Here is an 18,664-nt window from a genome sequence, read left to right on the forward strand (position 1 = left end):
TCTCCAGGATTTTGCTTTACACCGTTCGCTCAATAAGCTGCGCGGACAAAACTAACGCTCAAGCCCTCCGCTCCGAAAGGTGCCCCGCCAAATCGCTCCTGCTCAGTGGCGGGTTGGAAACGTCCTGTTTCCAACCTTTCTCCGCTGCGTGCTTTTCGCGAAGTTTTGTTTCCACTCGCTTAAATTCGCTCTCTTTTGTAAAGCAAAATCCTTGGGCTGCTTTTCGGGGCCTGTGCGAGCGGGGGCGTTGTGGAAAATGCGGGGTAAGTGCCCCTAACCCAAGCCGCTTTTTCCGTCTTTACCGACGCCGCTTGAGCGGCATGGTCGACTACTCCGGGAAGGGCTCCGAATGACCCTCAAAAATACGATAAGTACCCTAAAGCAATGCTGAAAGGAGACCCGCAAGCGTAGCTTTACGCACAAAAGCGAACGTATTTAGCGGAGGGGCGGTCAGGTCAACGAGGCTTTCTTAACGTAGCGCAGCCACGGTTTACATGCAGAAAGCAGCGGGGTTTGGCGGAGCTGTTAAGAAAGCGAGTTGACCAACCCTGGAGCTATGGAGTACGTGAGCTCCGATGAAGAAAGCCTCCGGTGGAGGGTTTCAGGAGCTCACGCCCGAAGGTTCGTTGTGCGTAAAGCTACACGACCCGAACAATACGTTTCCTCCTTCGCTGGTTCCACTTGCTGCATGGGGGTCTACTCTGAAATAACAATAATAAGTCCTTTATCGTGGAAAAAATGAAAAAATGGGTGCCAAATCCAGCTCTCTACTGCTATAATGGTGAATGTGTGTTGTATGTCCAATGTATTTTGTATATTTTAATCACGGAAAAAGGAGTAGCGTTATCATGGATCAAATTATTCATCATAACTTAGAGGTATCAGAATTAGTTGATATGGCCCTTAAGCGTGGAGAAGGTACTCTTGCTTCCAGTGGAGCATTTCGTGTAAGTACGGGGAAATATACGGGACGTTCCCCTCTCGATAAATTTATCGTCGACGAGCCCTCAGTTCATGATCGGATTGACTGGGGCTCTGTGAATCGCCCCATTTCCCAGGAATACTTTGAAAAGCTTTATGATGAGGTTAAAACCTATACAGAAACTAAAAAAGAATTGTTTGTTTTCGATGGATTTGCCGGAGCAGATGAAGAATACCGCCTTCCCATCCGGGTCATCAATGAGTTCGCCTGGCAAAATCTCTTTGTACATCAACTCTTTATTCGTCCCACTCAAGAGGAACTGGCAAACCATCAGGCCCAGTTTACCATTATCGCAGTCCCCAGCTTTAAAGCCAATCCGGAAATCCATGGAACTCATTCCGAGGCCTTTATCATGTGTTCCTTTGAAAAAAGAGTGGTATTGATTGGGGGAACTCATTACGCCGGTGAGATGAAGAAGTCCATCTTTAGTGTCATGAATTACTATTTGCCATTAAGAGAAGTCATGCCCATGCATTGCTCAGCCAATGTCGGTAAGGATGGGGATGTCGCCCTGTTCTTTGGTTTGTCCGGAACGGGAAAGACCACTCTTTCCGCTGATCCGGAGCGCTGCTTAATCGGCGATGATGAGCATGGTTGGTCGAAGAACGGTATCTTTAATTTTGAAGGGGGCTGCTATGCAAAATGCATCAGCCTTTCCGAAGAAAAGGAGCCTCAGATTTGGAATGCTATTCGCTTCGGAACGGTCCTGGAGAATGTCGTTCTTAGTCCGGATACTCAGGTTGCCGATTATGATGATTCCACATTGACGGAAAATACACGGGCTGCCTATCCCATTGATTATATCGAAGGAGCGGTAATCCCAGGTGTAGGGGGACAGCCTAAGGTTATTGTTTTCCTCACAGCGGATGCCTTTGGGGTACTCCCTCCCATCTCCAAACTCACAAAGGAACAAGCCATGTATCATTTCTTGTCGGGATATACCTCCAAGCTGGCTGGAACTGAGCGGGGGATTACAGAGCCTCAGGCAACGTTTTCCACTTGCTTTGGTGCGCCCTTCCTGCCTTTGGCCCCTCAAGTGTATGCGGAAATGCTGGGAGAGAGAATTGATACCTATGGTACCCGGGTCTATCTGGTCAATACCGGTTGGTCCGGCGGTACTTACGGGGTGGGTAAACGTATCAATTTACGCTACACCCGGGCGATGATTACAGCCGCCCTCAACGGTACCTTAGAACAGGCTGAATTCACCGCCGATCCGAATTTTGGAGTATTGGTTCCTGATCAGGTGGAAGGAGTACCCCGTGAAGTCTTAAATCCAAGAATGACTTGGCAGAATAAAGAAGCTTATGACGTTAATGCTAAGGAGCTGGCTCAGCGCTTTAGAAAAAACTTCGAGCAATTTGCTCAGGCCGCTGCAGAAATTCGCCAAGCAGGACCAAAAGTCTAATAAGAGATCCTGGATGCTGTAGAGCATTCAGGATCTTCCTTTGGGAAGGAGAGAGATGCCGTGAAAGGCTATAAAATAGGGAGCTTTCTTTTGGTTATTCTGCTGGCGATAGCGCTGGTAGGCTGCGCAGGCCTCACGAATCCCAACCCTCAGGATTCCCAGGATAAAAAAAATAACCTTAAAGAAGAGCAGAATATAGGAAGTCCTTTGAAGGTAAGTTTTATTGATGTCGGTCAGGCTGATGCGGCCCTGATTCAGATTCCTAACGGCAAAAACATAGTGATCGATGCCGGAAAAAATAACGATGGGGAGTTCTTAATCAAGTATCTTGAGGATCAGGGCATCAAGGAAATCCATATACTTATTGGAACCCATCCTCATGAAGATCACATTGGCGGTATGGACAAGGTTATCGAGAATTTTAAGATCGGGCAGGTGATTATGCCCAAGGTGACCCATAATACCAGGACCTTTGAGGACGTTCTGTTGGCTGTCCAAGAGAAAGGCTTGAAGATCAAGGAAGGGAAGGCCGGAGTCCAGTTGGATTTAGGGCTGCCTGTGGAAGGCCTGCCTCCCGTATCAGCTGAAATCCTGGCCCCCATGTCCGGTAAATATGAGGATCTGAATAACTACAGTATCGTCCTGCGCTTAGTCTATGGAGCCAATGCCTTTCTTTTTACAGGAGATGCGGAAGATGTCTCGGAAAAAGAAATGCTGGCCTCGGGTGTAAACCTTAAGGCTGATGTCTTAAAAGTTGGCCATCACGGAAGTAGCTCATCGACTACGAAAGATTTTCTCACTGCTGTAGATCCCAAGCATGCTATTATCTCTGTGGGGAAGGATAATAGCTACGGCCACCCGACAGAAAAGGTTCTTAAGCGGTTAAGGGAGAAGGGAGCTGTGATTTACAGAACGGACCAAGCGGGGACCATAACGGTAACATCCGATGGCTCGACACTTACATTTGCCTTAACAAATCCATGAGGTCGATTAAGCTAAGAGAAGATTAACTGAAGAATCCTCTTAAATCTAAGAAAGGAGCTGCTTGAAAATGAAAGGAATTATTGATCGTTTTGAAGGTGAGTTTGCAGTGATTGAACAAGAAGATCGGGTGACAATCACTATTCCGCGTCATGCTCTCCCTAGAGAAGCGAAAGAAGGAGACGCTCTTGTTCTGGTCAATGGGGAGTATCAGATTGACCGTTCTGAAACGGTGAAGCGGAGAAAAAGAATTGAAGAATTAAGTCGAGAATTGTGGGAATAGAACGGTTTTGAAAGTTAAATAGAAAAAAATTTAAAGATTTTCACAAAATCTTCACAACCATCCTGTATAATGGTTGTGAGTTGTTAGTGGTGGGGGGTAAATAATGCAGCCTGTGAAAATCAACGTAGATCCAAAATCTTGGGTTAAAGCCTTAAATAAATTACCATGGAAGTCTCCCAAAATGATTGGGGGAGCCTTAGCGGCACTGCTGGTGCTGGGAGGCGGTGGGTATTATCTTAATACCACAGCTCCTGCGGCCTATGTGGTCGTAAATGGTGAAACGGTAGGTATTGTGGAAAGCGTCGGCAGCGGGGAAGAGCTGCTGGAACAGATCCTTGAAGAAGAAGGAGAGGCTTTCGGAGAAGCCGCCCAGATTCATGATCACATCGAATTTAACACGGCACGAATTGATAATGGGTACACTCCTTTAACCAAAGAAGAGCTTAAAGGTAAGCTGTCCTTCTTTATTGAAGCGGTGGAATTGCAAATCGCAGGCCATTCCATGTTTACCTTAGCAAACCAAAAGGAAGCAGATGAGCTTTTAAAAGCCTACCAGGAAATGTACGTCAAAGAAGATGAGAACAATAAACTGAGTTCGGTGGCTTTTGAGGAAGAGATCAAAACTCAAGATGTAGAAGCCTTGCCCGAGGAGATCACCACTGTGGAAAAGGCCTTGGAAGTACTGAAACAGGGTAATGTGCAAAAAGAAGAATATGTGGTGGAAGAGAACGATTCCTGGTGGCTGATTGCCCGTAAGAATGACCTGAAAACAGTGGAGGTTCTTGCTGCTAACCCGGGAGCGACCCTCGATACTATTATTAAACCCGGAGAAAAGATCAATATTGAGAAGGTTAGCCCTTATCTTACTGTTGTTTTTGAGGGAACCAGTATTGTCACAGAAACCATACCTTTCGATGTAGAGACTAAGATTGACAGTAAATTAGCCAGTGGTACATCAAAAGTTACGAAAGCCGGCTCCGACGGGGAAAAGGTTGTTACATATTCGTATGTGCAGAAAAACGATAAAGTGGTCACCAAGGCCGTTGTGGACGAGAAGGTGACTAAAGAAGCGGTGAATCAAGTGGTGACTAAGGGACCCCAGCGAGTGCAGGTGGCCAGCGCTTCCCGGGGTAGCGGTTTAGTGCCGGGCTTAGTAAGACCCTACGGAGGATATGTCAGTTCCTATTATGGATATCGTGGCAGCGAATTTCATACTGGAATAGATTATGCGGGATCCACCGGTGACCCCTTTGTGGCGGCAGCTGCCGGGACGGTCATTTTCGCAGGAAGGCAAGGGAACTATGGAAACAGCATTTTGGTTGACCATGGCAATGGGATTCAAACCCGTTATGCTCATGCTTCCAAATTACTGGTTAATGTCGGACAATCTGTTTCTCAAGGTGAAACCATTGGCTTGGTCGGTTCCACAGGTCGTTCCACAGGATCTCACCTTCATTTTGAAATCATCGTCAATGGAGATACCGTAAATCCCGCAAATTACGTAAGATAATACGGATTGTTAGTTGTTCGGAGGGAATATGACGAAGATTGAAAGGGTCTTAGCAATGATACGTGGGGAGGCGGTGGATAAGCTTCCCAAAGGGGAGTTTTTTATTGAGGATGCCCTGGTCTCCAGGCTTCTTCAGTTGTCTCCATCCCCAAGCCCACAATCGGTTGACCTTGAGGCCAGGATGAAGGCCTGTGAATTATTAGGTCTTGATACCCTTGTTTTTATGGCCGATCAAAAAAAGCCGGGTAGACCATGGGCAGAACTGCAGCAATGGCAAGAGGAAAGTGACTTTTTCCTCTTTTCTTTGCTTGACGGTCCCTTTCAGGGAGTGGGATATACTTATCCTGACTTTACAGATTTCTTAATGGATACCATGAGGGATAAAGAAAAAATCGAGGAGCTTGTCAAGGAATCGGTCCAAAGGAGCCTGAACCTGGGGAGAGCTGCGATCACTTCCGGTGCCCATGGCCTTTTCATAGCCGACGATATCGCCTATAACCATGGACTGTATATTTCTCCCCGGATTATGAGGGAGATGTTTTTTCCGTATCTTAAGGAACTCCTTCAGGGCTTAAGTCGTACAGCCCGGGAAGTCACAGGGAGAGAGATACCGATATTCTTTCATTCGGATGGGGATATCCGGCTCATTCTCCAGGATTTAAAGGAAATAGGCTTTAACGGAATTCACTCCTTGGAGTCTGTCATGGATCTTGCTCAGGTAAGAGAAGCTGTAGGCGGAGATATGTGCCTTATGGGCGGGTATGAGCTGGGCTGGTTTGAGACCGGAGGAACTTCTAAGGTGGATGAATTATTCAAGACGGCTATGCCTGGACGCTATATTTTTGGCAGCAGTGCCGGAATCCTTGATGCGGGCCTTTCTCCCCAGGCCGTCTTAGAGGTCTATCGTTATATTGATAAGATAAAGTGCTGTGAAGGGATGTCTTGAACATTAGAGACACAAAAAAAGAGGGTTGACAAAAGGATTGACAATCCTTTCGTCAACCCTTTCGTCAACCTTCTTTTGGAAAAATGATTAATTTCACTTAATTGGGAGCAGAAAGATTATCGATGACCTTCTGTAAGACCTTAATACAAATGACCAAATCCTCGGGATCAACCCCTTGGGTAGTTTCTTTGTTTGTTTTGTCGCCCATAGCCATGAGACCATCTTTAAGGTTTCTTCCGGTTTCAGTAAGATAGATGAGATTTGTTCGACGATCATGAGGGTGTCGTGTTCTGACCACAAGATTATGCTTTTCCATGGTGTTGATGATCCTGGAAACGCTGGGTTCATCTTTATTGCTACTCAGAGCCAAACTGTTTTGGGTCTGACCGTCTTCGCGCCATAAATAGAGGAGTAATCTCCATTGTTCTATTGTTACGTCGAAATTATTTGACTTGAAGTTATGACTCAGTCGACCTGAAATAAGACGTGCCGCCTTATTCAGATGAAATCCGAACGATTTTGCGGTATATTCTTGAAATGTTGGCATAATAAGACCTCACAATATTGTTCCTTTTGGCTCTATCATACCTATTTTTTGTTGCATAAGCAAGTAATTAGTGAATAAATTCATAGAAAGTTAACATTTATTTTTTAAATATAGTAAATAATAATATTTAATATACCTAAAAATAATATATTAATTATTATAATTAGAATAAATATTCTTTGCGAATTAAAGAACAAGATAGGATAAAAAATGACTACTGAAGGAGAGGTAAAGAGATGACATATAAAAAGAACTCTGAGTCATGACTCAAAGTTCTTCACTGGCGATAGAGCGCTATAGATTACCAGTTGCTTTTACGAGGGGTGTAGCAATCACGGCAATATACAGGTTTGTCACCTGTGGGTTGGAAAGGAACTGTAGTTTCTTTTCCGCAGGATGAACAAACAGCGGGGAACATTTCCCGCTGTGGGCGGGAAGAGTATCCGCCGTTGCGGTTTTGAGCTTTTCTGGCAGCGCGACAGGAAGGGCAACGACCAGGCTCGTTTGTAAAACCTTTTTCTGCGTAGAATTCTTGCTCTGAAGCAGAGAATACAAATTCTGCACCACAGTCTTTACAGGATAAAACTTTGTCTGCAAACATCTAAAAAAAACCTCCAGATTTAAATTCCACCCGTTGTATGGGAAGAGTCCTGCTCCCCAAAGCCACAGGCAATCGAGAAGGTTTTCATCCACAAGAACTAACGAGTTTTCTCCATTATACCTAATCTTTGCCAGGTAGTCAACAATTGTATGGAATAGTTTCAATATATGAACAATGAGATTTGTTTAGTATCCTATTGTCACCATTTTTGTGTGTTTTGGTGACAATAGGATACTAAAGTGATATAATTGTTTAGTTATTATAAAAAAATATTTACCTTATTTACCCAAAAGAAGGTGCTTGAATTGGTCGATATTGGCCATTATATTTCGGCTCAACGTATTGCGCGCAAAATCTCTATGCGCAAACTTGCAGAGCTTGCACGGCTGAGCCATACAGAAATTTATCGCTTAGAAAATGGAGAACGAAAGCATCCCTCGCCTTGCGTACTAAAAGCTATTGCTCTCGCCCTGGATTTAAGCTACAACGAACTAATGAAAGTAGCAGGGTACTTAGAGGATAGCTCACCCAATGCTGAGTTTTCACAGCATATCGATTGTGGGGATCTTTCGAAAGATGAAATTGAGGAGGTGGAGAGGTTTATTGAATACCTGCGTTATAAGCGTACCAAGGCGCAGCAAGACATAGTATAGAAGGGTAGTGAAGTTTATTTGAGTGTACTTTTAGAGAAATTAAAAGAAGTATTAATCTCCGTTGGACCTATCGTCATCCTTGTATTGGCTCTAAATTTCACAATTGTTCCCATGGAACCTTTATTGGTCTTCCGGTTTCTTTTAGGAGCGTTATTTATTGTTTTGGGGTTATCCATCTTCCTTTTTGGGGTGGATATAGGGATTAGCAAAATAGGCACCCTGATGGGTGGAGCCTTAGCAAAGAGTAACAGATTATGGATCATTGTAGTGGCTGGTTTGTTATTAGGGTTTTTCATATCCATTGCTGAACCTGACCTTCATATTCTTGCAGGACAAGTGGGTATGGTTACTTCAGGTGTCATATCAAAGTTAAGTATTGTTGTCGTGGTTTCCATAGGTATTGCTGTCATGCTCACAAGCGGCTTAGTCCGAATAATATATAATATTCCTCTCTATAAATTGCTCACGGTTCTCTATTTAATCATCCTTGGTCTGAGCTTTTTTACGTCCTCGGAGTTTCTTGCCATTTCCTTCGATGCTTCCGGGGCAACTACCGGCGCGTTGACTGTACCCTTCATGCTGGCTTTGGCCTTGGGGGTTTCATCCTTAAAGAAGGATGGCAAGGCTTCAGAAAAGGACAGTTTCGGTCTCGTAGCCGTTACTTCAACTGGTGCAATCATTGCGGTCATGATGATGAGTATCTTATCTGAACAGGATAAGATCACAGGGAGTCTTCAAGAGTCCACTCAGGTCTCGGCCTCCTTTTTGGCGCCTTTTATCGACAAGCTTCCCACCATAGCTTTTGAAATCTTCATAGCCTTGCTGCCCGTTATCCTGATGTTTTTTGTTTTTCAAAAAGTATCTTTCAAAATATCGCCAAAGGCTTTTCGTAAAGTGTTAAAAGGGTTGGTGTATACCTTTATTGGCTTAGTTCTGTTTCTGACAGGAGTTAATGCAGGCTTTATGGAGGTCGGCAGCAAGATTGGCTATAATGTAGCAGTTATGGATAATAAATTTATTATTATCTCCATCGGCTTCATTCTCGGCCTGGTGGTCATTTTGGCGGAGCCTGCAGTTTATGTCTTGACACATCAAATAGAAGATGTTACAAGTGGATATGTAAAGAGACCTGTTGTTTTGATAGCTCTTTCCATTGGAGTTGCATTTGCAGTTTCATTATCGATGATTCGAATCTTGATCCCAGGACTTCAGTTGTGGCATTTCCTTTTACCGGGTTATGTAGTCTCCATTCTCATGATGTATTTCGTTCCGAAATTATTTGTGGGAATGGCCTTTGATGCAGGGGGGGTCGCCTCCGGACCCATGACGGCAACATTTATCCTGGCTTTTGCTCAGGGTGCCGCTGAAGCTGTCGAAGGGGCTAATGTCATGGTGGATGGTTTCGGAATAATTGCCATGGTGGCTATGACTCCAATTATTGCTTTACAGACTTTAGGTTTTATTTTTAAGATAAAATCGGTGAAGGAAGGATTAAAGGAAAATGAAGCTTAGCTCTGATGGAAAGGAATTTGAATTAATTTGTTTCGTCGTTAATTTTGGCGTAGGAAGCAAAGTAATCAAACTTGCCAAACAGTGTGGAATATCCGGGGGAACGATTTTCTTAGGACGAGGTACGGTTAATAATCCTATTCTAAAGTTTTTGGATTTGACGGATATCCGCAAGGAAATTGTGCTGATGCTCGGAGAAAAAAGGGTAGCTGAGCATGCTTTAGAAGTAATCGATGAAAAATTGGCGCTGCATAAGGCTAATCACGGAATTGCCTTTACAAGTCCTGTGAGAGGTTTTGTAGGCCGTCATTTTTCCTTTCGCAGTGAACAAGAAAGTCGAGGTGTAGAAACTGCTATGTATCATGCCATTTATACTGTAGTGGACAGGGGTAAGGCTGAAGAGGTCATGGAAGCAGCGACGAAGGCCGGCTCAAGAGGAGGAACCATCATCAATGCCCGTGGCTCAGGAATTCACGAGACCCACACCTTGTTCTCCATGGCTATCGAACCGGAAAAGGAAATTGTGATGATCTTAGCAGAGAGTCAAACCACAGAAGCTATTGTCACTGCTATACGCAATGAACTTCATATTAATGAACCGGGGAACGGGATCATTTTTGTTCTCGATGTGACTCAGACTTATGGATTAAGGCAGTAACTGCCATATACGGTATCGACAAGGGCTTTCATCTAAAGCATCAAGCTTTGGGTGAAAGCTCTTTTAGTTGAAATAGCAGGACTTTCCTTAAAAAAAGAGAACCTCTATTAAGAAACTTTGTGAGGATATATTTTGAAGGCTGAGGACTTGAAAAGGAGGGGGCGCAGTTTGTTTTTTTCATCGGATATTATGTTTACGATTGTCCCGGTCATTATAAGCATAGGTTTTGTGGTGGTTTTTGGATTGATTTTAGTCAGTATCATCAAAGGGATACGGACATGGAACTATAATAATTCCCAACCTGTTTTAACCGTGCCTTCCCTTATTGTGGCCAAAAGAGACCATGTCACCACGCACCATCATAATCATGGCAACGGGACACCATAACCATCGCAGCACCAGCTATTATATAACCTTTGAAGTGGAAAGCGGGGATCGAATGGAATTTTCAGTAAATGGTAAGGAGTATGGAATGTTGGCTGAAGGGGATTTGGGAAAGCTTACATTCCAAGGGACCCGGTATTTGGGGTTTGAGCGCTTGAGAGAGCCGGAAAGAGGTTAATATGGCATCGAGTAAACGTTATATCTTTAAAACATTACTCAATCAGATGATGACGGTGCCTATTCTGTTTACAACATTTTATCTGTTATTATTCTTTTCCGGTTTGAATTTTATTTCAGAGGGTCGGGGGGATGATACGGTATACCTCATCTATGTACTGCTTGCTTTTATCGGTTCGTTTCTCATCGGGGGAATCGTCGGTTTCCTTCACTCCCGATTCGCTCAAAACAAGCCCGAATCGCCGAAAGCAAGGTACTTCTCTGCAGTCTTTCCTATCCTATATACCCTTATATTTATAATGATGCTCTTAATGATTACCCAAGGGAATATCCACTCCTCATGGTGGTCTTGGACGGTTGTGAAGAATCCTTTGTATTTCCCTTTAGGCTTTGTTCTATTTATGTGGGGGAATCAGGCTGCCTTCATCGTCGGCGATTTGATGGGATATATAGGCTTTGCGGCAGGGTTTCTTTTAGAGGAGATCTTCTCTAAAAAGTCCCGGAAGGCAGAAGCGGTCCCGCAACGAAAAGGAATCAACATCGGACTGGCTGTGCTGTGCTTAAGCGGGGTTTTGATTTCCGGAGGTTTGGCAAAGGATGTTCTGGCCAATGGCTGGATAGAGATTCGCTATGGGGAATCCACCCTGGGAAGCGAGCTTACGGAATTTGACCTCATAAGCATCGCCCCGTTTAAAGAGAATAACGGCCTGGCACACCTGGATCAAGCAACCAGCCTCCAGTTTACAGAATTGGAGACCATGCCACGTCTGGATGGCGCCACTGCTGTCTATCCTGTCTATGGAGCTTTTGTTGAGGCAGTATATCAAGGTCTTGGTGAATATTATCGTGAAAGTGCCCGTGAGAACGACCTAAAATGGGAGAAGGACTTCGAGCTGGCTTTTGTTCAAAGTGAGGAATTCCCTCTTAATATTGTACAATGCTCTAAGACGAACCGGGCCTATGAACGGCTTATGGCTGGAGAAACGGACATTATCTTTGTGGCGGAGCCATCACAAGCCCACCAGGAGCAGATCAAGGCACAGGGGGATGAGTTTGTGCTAACCCCTATAGCCAGTGAAGCCTTCGTCTTCTTTACCAATGCCGAAAATCCTGTAGAAAGCCTTACCCTCCAGCAGATTCAAGGGATTTATGCAGGGGAAATCAAGAACTGGAAGGAAGTGGGGGGAGCCAATCGGAAGATTCTAGCCTTTCAACGGCCGGAGAACTCTGGCAGTCAGACTGTGATGCAAAATCGGGTGATGCAAGGTCAAACTATGGTTGAACCCACACGGGAATCCTATGCGGGAGGAATGGGAGAGATCATCAGTCGGGTGGCGGACTATAAAAATGCCAAGAATTCCTTAGGTTATTCTTTCCTATATTATTCTTCGGAAATGGTGAAAAACAATCAGATCAAGTATCTTGCAGTGGATGGAGTTCTACCGACCCCGGAAACCGTTCGCAACGCAGCCTATCCCTTTACCGTTCCGGTTTACGCAGTGACCCTAAAGTCCAATACTCAAGAAAATGTGGGGCGGTTTATTCAGTGGGTCCTATCGGAAGAGGGGCAGAGCCTTATAGAGAAAACTGGATACATCCCTCTGGAACCGTAATGGTCATGGGTTTGACAAAGTATGGAATCCATATTACCATTAAAACTAAACCAATATGACTTCTTAAGCTTGGAGTGTTAAAGGAATGAAAATATCAACAAAAGGAAGATACGGACTGCGGGCATTACTGGATTTGGCCGTTCATTCCCGTGGAGAACATGTTCCTCTTTCCAATATTGCTGATCGCCAAAATATCTCTGAGAACTATCTGGAGCAGGTTTTTTCCGCATTACGCAAGGCGGGGATTATCAACAGTGTAAAAGGTGCTCAAGGTGGTTATGTCTTGGCGGACAAAGCGGCTGAGATTAAAGTCGGAACAATTCTCAGAGTCCTGGAAGGGGATTTATCCGTTGCTAATGAGGAATTGGACCGTGAAGGCGGTGTGAGCATCCAGGAGTGCATTCAAATTAAGGTATGGGATCAGATGACTGATCGGATTAACGAGTTCGTGGATTCCATAACCTTGGAGGATCTTGTTCAGGAATATAATGTCATGAGCGGGCATGGCGGTATAATGTACTATATCTAAAGTGAAACAGCCTTCTGATTTTTTTCAGAGGGCTGCTTTATACTGGAGATTGTTTAGCTTTTTTAAATCTGTTAGACTATAGATGGAAATTGAGTTGAAGAAATATATAATACATGAGCTGTTTCTATTGACAAAAAGGTGGAATGAACTTAAACTTTATTCAAAGTATAGTAAACATATTAAATTACTATGAACTGCCAGTTGTTATCCAAGTTATGCTTCATGAGCAGGAAAATTAGATTGAGGGTAAAGGAGCGATATGATGAGCGGAAGAAAGTTGAAATTTGATACTCTACAGGTCCATGCAGGGCAAACGGCTGATCCGACCACAGGTTCAAGGGCTGTACCCATTTATCAGACCACATCCTATGTCTTTGATAATGCGGAGCATGCGGCGAATTTATTTGGCTTAAAAGAAAGCGGCAATATTTATACGCGGATCATGAATCCCACCACCGATGTTTTCGAGCAGCGGATCGCCGCGTTGGAGGGTGGGGTCGGGGCATTGGCCGTCGCTTCTGGTTCGGCTGCTATTACCTATGCTATTTTGAATATTGCCGGGGTAGGGGATGAGATTGTCACAGCCAGTACCCTTTATGGAGGAACCTATAATCTTTTCTCGGCGACCTTCCCCAAGTTCGGGCTCAAAGCCGTATTCGTCAATCCCGATGATCCGGAGAATTTTAGAAAAGCGATTACAGAAAAGACGAAGGCCCTTTATATTGAAACCATAGGGAATCCGGGCATCAATCTGATAGATATTGAGGCTGTAGCTCAGATCGCTCATGAAAACGGGGTGCCCTTAATCGTTGACAATACCTTCGGCACACCTTATCTGATTCGCCCTATTGAATTTGGGGCGGATATTGTCGTCCATTCAGCCACCAAATTCATCGGAGGACATGGAACATCCATTGGCGGTGTCATTGTGGATTCAGGAAAATTTGACTGGGCCGGCAGTGGGAGATTTCCGGGTTTAACTGAGCCGGATGAAAGCTATCATGGACTGAACTATGCGGAGGCCCTGGGCCCTGTTGCCTATATCACCAAAGCCAGAGTACAGCTTTTACGGGATACGGGAGCTGCACTGAGCCCATTTAATGCCTTCTTGTTCCTTCAGGGACTGGAGACCCTTTCTCTTCGTGTGGAAAAGCATGTGGCCAATACGAAAAAAATCGTCGATTTCTTAAGCAGTCATCCCCATGTAGCTTGGGTCAATTACCCCAGCCTTAAAGACAATCAATACTATGAACTTGCTCAAAAATATCTTCCGAAGGGTGCGGGATCCATCTTTACCTTTGGTATTAAAGGCGGAGTAGAAGCCGGCAAGAAATTCATCGATAGCCTGGAGATCTTCTCCTTGCTGGCTAACGTAGCCGATGCTAAGTCCCTGGTCATTCACCCGGCCAGTACCACTCACGCTCAATTGTCGGAAGAGGGCCTCATTGCGGCAGGAGTTACCCCGGATATGGTCAGACTTTCTATTGGTATAGAAGATGCAGATGATCTCATCGACGATCTTGATCAAGCCCTTAAGAAAGCCGTCGGCTGAGAATGGGAAGTGTATTTTCCAAAGGTGCTCTTGCGGAAATGATGTTTTGAATAATAATAGAGAATTGCCCCTGTGCAAGTCCGTAAAGGGAGATATTACCCTTTCGGAAAGACACAGGGGCGTTCCTTATGAATGGCCTTATACGATTAAAGGATGAGGGTGAAATAAGAGAAGGCGGAAACGAAGACAGAAGCGACGAGCATAGCGAGGAGAGGGCGCAGGGCTCTCGAGCGTAGGCTGGCTAAGTGAACATTGAGTCCCAGTCCCACCATTGCCGCAGCCATTAAAAAGGATGAGAGAAAGGCAATAGCATTCAAGACTTCTTTTGAAATAGGGAGATAGGTTCCGATGAGGCAAGTCAAGATGAAACCTAATAGAAACCAGGGAAAGGAGGGCCCTTGGGTTGATTTCTCTGTGTCCTTGTCCCGACGGCGTACCCACCAGAGAAGGATGAAGCTTACGGGAATGAGGAGAAAGACTCTTGCTAATTTAGCCAGTAAGGATGCAGCCAGGGCATCGGCCCCCACAGAATTAGCCGCCGCCGCTGCATGAGCGATTTCGTGTAAGGTGATTCCGCTCCAGGTTCCGTATTGGAGGGCGGTTAGGCCTAAATAGGGATAAAGCAGGGTATAGGCAAGGGTGAAAAATGTACCGATCAAAGCAATGATCCCCACACTGACAGCAGTATCCTCGTCCTTGGCTTTTAGAATAGGAGCAACTGCAGCAATGGCGGCAGCCCCGCAGATACCGGTACCAACTCCCAGCAGAAGGGACAATTGCATGTCCCCCTTAATCCATTTAGACACCAGAAGGGTCGTAAAGACGGCGATGATAATGGTGAATAGTCCCTGAAACAAAAGGGAGGGGCCTTCTTGAAAGACCAAATGGATATTCAGGCGAAAGCCATAAAGAATAATAGCAAAGCGCAGGATTTTCTGGGCGGTAAACTGGACTCCGGTGCGGCATTTTTCCGGATAGCCCAGGGTATTGCGATAAAGAACAGCGATAAGAATCGCACAAAGCATTGCGCCAATTTTATTGATACCGGGTAGGTTAGCTATCCCTGTAGCGACTGCAGCAATTCCCGTGGTGAAGAGTACACCTGGAATGAAGGGTGCAACCTGGAATTTAACTAAAGGAAACTGTTTTTCTCTTTTTTGGGTTAGATTATTTATGATTGCCATGGTATCCTCCTAAGGTAAAGATTAAAATGAATTAAAACGTATCTCTACTTTACCCTTGGTAAGGAACTAAACGCAATCCGGATTTGTTATACTATACATAGCGAATGCTTATAAAGTAGGAGGTAGTCCATTGATTACAGACACCTTGGAAATTTTCAAGAAAGTAGCGGAAGAAAAAAGCTTTTCTAAAGCTGCCGAGGATCTCTTTCTTTCTCAACCGGCAGTGAGCTCACATATTCGCAACTTGGAGAACGAGTTTGGAACAAAGCTCATTTATCGTTCATCAAAACATGTGAATTTAACCCCGGCCGGAGAAATTCTTTATGAACAGTCCTGTAAAATCATCAATCAGTATCAGGAGGCCAAAGAAAAGATCAATCAAATTCAAAGTGTTGTTTCCGGTAATCTTCGCATTGGAGCGAGCTTTACCATAGGGGAATATATTCTTCCGGAATTGGTCAGTCAAACGGCTACAAGGTACCCTAATCTTAATATTAATGTCACCATTGGGAACACGGAAGAGATTGCTCAAGGGTTAAGGCATAACCGTTTGGATGTGGCCTTAGTCGAAGGAAGAATTACCGGCAAGGAGTTTATTCTGGAGCCTTTCATGGTGGATGAAATGGTTTTGATTGCTTTGCCAAGTCATCCCCTGGCTAAAATGAAGAGTGTGGGCGCTCAGGATCTTGAAGATCAAGTATGGATTTTACGGGAGGGAGGTTCTGGAACCCGTGAATCGAGTGATTGCTTTATAGAAACCTTGAAGATTCCCGTGAAACATTCTTATGTGTTCAGCAGCAACACAGGGGTTAAGGCAGCGGTTCTAAACGGCCTGGGAATTGCTTTAGTGTCAAAGCTTATTATCCAAAAAGAGATCAAGGCAGGGGAATTAGCGATCATACCCCTTGAGCAAAACTTGCCCCGACTGTCCCGGGAATTTATCATTGCGAGAGGCCAGGAAACCTATTTTACTAAGGCTTCAGAGGTATTTCTGATGGAATTAAGTCATTACAGCCAGGATACTCATGAGCATAGTGTTTAGAATAGAGGAGTTTTTTTGGAATTTGATTAATTTGGTATTGACAGCAGAACAAGTAAGGTATTACAATAAACTCAACAAAACAGATATGAATACTAGGAATAAATCGCTGCATATTTTATTGAACCTTAAGCTGAAGAAGGCTTAACGTTATCATTAAGGAGGTTGCTACCATGTCGAAAATTGCCAAGAGTTTAACTGACCTCATTGGAAATACCCCATTATTAGAACTGTCCAATTATAATAAAGCCAATGAATTAGAGGCCAAGGTCATAGCGAAGCTTGAGTACTTTAACCCTCTTTCCAGTGTCAAAGACAGAATTGGTTATGCTATGATTAAAGACGCTGAAGAGAAGGGCCTGATTAACAAGGATACGGTCATTATTGAACCCACCAGCGGTAATACAGGAGTTGCCCTGGCTTTTGTAGCTGCTGCCCGTGGATACCGCTTGATTTTAACCATGCCTGAAACCATGAGTGTGGAAAGAAGGAACCTGCTCAAAGCTCTGGGTGCAGAGTTGGTACTCACTCCGGGACCTGCCGGCATGAAAGGAGCTATTCAAAAAGCGGAGGAATTAGCTGCCGAATATAAGAATTCCTTTATTCCGCAACAGTTCAACAATCCGGCTAACCCAGAGATGCATAAAAAAACCACCGCTGAAGAAATCTGGAGAGATACGGATGGGGAAGTGGACATCTTCGTTGCCGGAGTAGGGACCGGCGGAACGGTAACCGGTGTGGGTGAAGTCCTGAAGAAGAAGAAGCCAGGGGTAAAGATCATCGCTGTAGAGCCTGCAGATTCTCCGGTGCTATCAGGAGGAAACCCCGGAGCCCATAAGATTCAGGGAATTGGCGCCGGATTTGTTCCTGGTGTCTATAACTCAGAAGTCATCGATGAGATCTTTCAGGTCAAGAATGACGAAGCTTTTGAAACCTCCCGTAAACTCTCTAAGACGGAAGGCCTGCTTGTAGGAATCTCCTCAGGTGCGGCAGCTTATGCGGCTACCCAAATCGCCAAGAGACCGGAGAATAAAGGGAAGAATATCGTCGTCCTGCTTCCGGATACCGGAGAGAGATATCTCTCTACCGTCTTATTCCAAGAAGGCTAAGAGGATCATTGAAGTTAGTCAATTCTTTCACACAATATTAACATTTTATTTACAGTTTCTTCACCTGCAGTTTAAGGTGTTGTGATACTATACAGGTAACGACATTCTTCTCCTACCTTTTAAATAGACAAGAGGAAACTCTTGTCAAAAGCTCAACCGTCTCTTTAAGGCGGTTTTTTCTTTTTTTATTAATCTTTTCTTAAATCTCCTCACTTTATTTGATTTTTTTTCGATAAAAAGCTATGATGATTCGGAAGAGAATTAGCGGACGAAGTGTTTTTGATGATACAATCTAGGGGGTTAAACTTTGGAAGTTATACAGACCGTGGTGGACTTTTTTATTCACTTGGACAGTCATATTGGTGAAATCATAGCTGCTTATGGGGTTTGGACTTATCTCATTCTCTTTTTGATTATCTTTGCTGAAACAGGGTTGGTTGTAACCCCTTTTCTGCCAGGAGATTCTTTGATTTTTGTAGTAGGTACTTTCGCAGCCGCCGGTGCTTTAGATGTGCGGATTTTATTTTTCTTGCTGCTGGGGGCTGCGGTTTTAGGGGATACGGTCAATTATGAGGTCGGCCGCTTCTTAGGGCCAAAAGTATTTTCCAAAGAGATGCGTTTTCTTAATCATGAGAACCTTATGAAGACACAAAGGTTTTATGAGAAGCATGGGGGCAAGACCATTATCATTGCCCGCTTCATTCCTATTATTCGAACCTTTGCCCCCTTCGTAGCAGGTGTCGGCACAATGAAATACCTGAGGTTCCTTGCCTATAATTTCGTAGGGGCCTTACTGTGGGTTACGATAGCTCTTTGCGCCGGTTATTTCTTTGGCGGTCTACCTTTCGTACGGGACAATTTCACCCTGGTGATTTTTGCCATTATTGGCATATCGGCTATGCCGGCGGTTTATGCCTATGTTAAGAGTTGGCTGGAGGAGAGAAACCAGCGGAAAGTAAGCACGAATAATGAATCAAATTAAAAAGGGTTTTCTCGTTC

General features: G+C 44.5%; 17 protein-coding genes and 1 pseudogene. 15 read left to right on the forward strand and 3 right to left on the reverse strand.

The features are described from left to right. Positions 1 to 848: 848 nt before the first annotated feature. The 5 genes from pckA to DESPCE1_RS0105000 all read left to right on the forward strand — a co-directional run bounded on the left by pckA (position 849) and on the right by DESPCE1_RS0105000 (position 6,110). Entirely contained in the window at positions 849 to 2,390 is a 1,542-nt protein-coding gene (gene pckA, locus DESPCE1_RS0104980) for a phosphoenolpyruvate carboxykinase (ATP) (RefSeq protein WP_019849695.1), read from the forward strand. Positions 2,391 to 2,450: 60 nt separating this feature from the next. After that, positions 2,451 to 3,374, forward strand: a complete 924-nt coding sequence (locus tag DESPCE1_RS0104985; RefSeq protein WP_019849696.1) for a ComEC/Rec2 family competence protein — start codon at positions 2,451 to 2,453, stop codon at positions 3,372 to 3,374. Between the two features lie 67 nt (positions 3,375 to 3,441). Further along, the gene (locus DESPCE1_RS0104990; protein ID WP_014792947.1) at positions 3,442 to 3,654 is read left to right on the forward strand and encodes a DUF3006 domain-containing protein; all 213 of its coding nucleotides are present in this window, start codon (positions 3,442 to 3,444) and stop codon (positions 3,652 to 3,654) included. Positions 3,655 to 3,757: 103 nt separating this feature from the next. Beyond that, a complete protein-coding gene (locus tag DESPCE1_RS0104995) occupies positions 3,758 to 5,164 on the forward strand; it encodes a M23 family metallopeptidase (protein WP_019849698.1) in 1,407 nt (468 codons plus the stop codon). 28 nt (positions 5,165 to 5,192) lie between these two features. Beyond that, positions 5,193 to 6,110 carry a uroporphyrinogen decarboxylase family protein gene (locus DESPCE1_RS0105000; protein WP_019849699.1) on the forward strand — a complete coding sequence of 306 codons (918 nt, stop codon included), beginning with the start codon at positions 5,193 to 5,195 and terminating at the stop codon, positions 6,108 to 6,110. A gap of 97 nt (positions 6,111 to 6,207) precedes the next feature. Here DESPCE1_RS0105000 and DESPCE1_RS0105005 read toward each other — a convergent pair whose 3' ends face one another. Beyond that, on the reverse strand, positions 6,208 to 6,657 hold the full coding sequence (locus DESPCE1_RS0105005; RefSeq protein ID WP_014792950.1) for a MarR family winged helix-turn-helix transcriptional regulator: 450 nt from the start codon (positions 6,655 to 6,657) through the stop codon (positions 6,208 to 6,210). Positions 6,658 to 6,958: 301 nt separating this feature from the next. Next, complete coding sequence (locus DESPCE1_RS22320; protein WP_014792951.1) at positions 6,959 to 7,258, reverse strand: zinc-ribbon domain containing protein; 300 nt, start codon at positions 7,256 to 7,258, stop codon at positions 6,959 to 6,961. Positions 7,259 to 7,563: 305 nt separating this feature from the next. On the opposite strand from DESPCE1_RS22320, the gene DESPCE1_RS0105015 reads away from it, so the two are divergent. The 7 genes and pseudogenes from DESPCE1_RS0105015 to DESPCE1_RS0105045 all read left to right on the forward strand — a co-directional run bounded on the left by DESPCE1_RS0105015 (position 7,564) and on the right by DESPCE1_RS0105045 (position 14,333). Next, the gene (locus tag DESPCE1_RS0105015) at positions 7,564 to 7,911 is read left to right on the forward strand and encodes a helix-turn-helix domain-containing protein (RefSeq protein WP_014792952.1); all 348 of its coding nucleotides are present in this window, start codon (positions 7,564 to 7,566) and stop codon (positions 7,909 to 7,911) included. A gap of 18 nt (positions 7,912 to 7,929) precedes the next feature. Beyond that, positions 7,930 to 9,423 (forward strand): DUF1538 domain-containing protein, encoded by a 1,494-nt coding sequence (locus DESPCE1_RS0105020; RefSeq protein ID WP_014792953.1) that lies wholly within the window; start codon positions 7,930 to 7,932, stop codon positions 9,421 to 9,423. Then, on the forward strand, positions 9,413 to 10,078 hold the full coding sequence (locus DESPCE1_RS0105025; protein ID WP_019849702.1) for a P-II family nitrogen regulator: 666 nt from the start codon (positions 9,413 to 9,415) through the stop codon (positions 10,076 to 10,078). Before DESPCE1_RS0105020 ends, DESPCE1_RS0105025 begins: the two co-directional genes overlap by 11 nt. A gap of 189 nt (positions 10,079 to 10,267) precedes the next feature. Further along, positions 10,268 to 10,640 (forward strand): annotated as a pseudogene (locus tag DESPCE1_RS21760) (DUF2500 domain-containing protein). Position 10,641: 1 nt separating this feature from the next. Beyond that, the gene (locus DESPCE1_RS0105035) at positions 10,642 to 12,252 is read left to right on the forward strand and encodes a PstS family phosphate ABC transporter substrate-binding protein (RefSeq protein ID WP_019849703.1); all 1,611 of its coding nucleotides are present in this window, start codon (positions 10,642 to 10,644) and stop codon (positions 12,250 to 12,252) included. Between the two features lie 85 nt (positions 12,253 to 12,337). Further along, positions 12,338 to 12,781 (forward strand): Rrf2 family transcriptional regulator, encoded by a 444-nt coding sequence (locus tag DESPCE1_RS0105040; RefSeq protein WP_014792957.1) that lies wholly within the window; start codon positions 12,338 to 12,340, stop codon positions 12,779 to 12,781. A 262-nt stretch (positions 12,782 to 13,043) separates the two neighbouring features. Then, positions 13,044 to 14,333, forward strand: coding sequence for a homocysteine synthase (locus DESPCE1_RS0105045; protein WP_019849704.1), 1,290 nt, complete (start codon positions 13,044 to 13,046; stop codon positions 14,331 to 14,333). A gap of 146 nt (positions 14,334 to 14,479) precedes the next feature. Here DESPCE1_RS0105045 and DESPCE1_RS0105050 read toward each other — a convergent pair whose 3' ends face one another. Further along, complete coding sequence (locus DESPCE1_RS0105050) at positions 14,480 to 15,517, reverse strand: YeiH family protein (RefSeq protein ID WP_019849705.1); 1,038 nt, start codon at positions 15,515 to 15,517, stop codon at positions 14,480 to 14,482. Positions 15,518 to 15,647: 130 nt separating this feature from the next. Between DESPCE1_RS0105050 and DESPCE1_RS0105055 the strand changes: the two genes are divergently transcribed. The 3 genes from DESPCE1_RS0105055 to DESPCE1_RS0105065 all read left to right on the forward strand — a co-directional run bounded on the left by DESPCE1_RS0105055 (position 15,648) and on the right by DESPCE1_RS0105065 (position 18,647). Continuing rightward, positions 15,648 to 16,559, forward strand: a complete 912-nt coding sequence (locus tag DESPCE1_RS0105055; RefSeq protein WP_014792960.1) for a LysR family transcriptional regulator — start codon at positions 15,648 to 15,650, stop codon at positions 16,557 to 16,559. Between the two features lie 170 nt (positions 16,560 to 16,729). After that, on the forward strand, positions 16,730 to 17,665 hold the full coding sequence (gene cysK, locus DESPCE1_RS0105060; RefSeq protein WP_019849706.1) for a cysteine synthase A: 936 nt from the start codon (positions 16,730 to 16,732) through the stop codon (positions 17,663 to 17,665). 307 nt (positions 17,666 to 17,972) lie between these two features. After that, on the forward strand, positions 17,973 to 18,647 hold the full coding sequence (locus tag DESPCE1_RS0105065) for a DedA family protein (RefSeq protein WP_014793042.1): 675 nt from the start codon (positions 17,973 to 17,975) through the stop codon (positions 18,645 to 18,647). Positions 18,648 to 18,664 lie beyond the last annotated feature (17 nt).

This window comes from Desulfitobacterium sp. PCE1 (assembly GCF_000384015.1).
GTDB classification, from domain to species: domain Bacteria; phylum Bacillota; class Desulfitobacteriia; order Desulfitobacteriales; family Desulfitobacteriaceae; genus Desulfitobacterium; species Desulfitobacterium dehalogenans.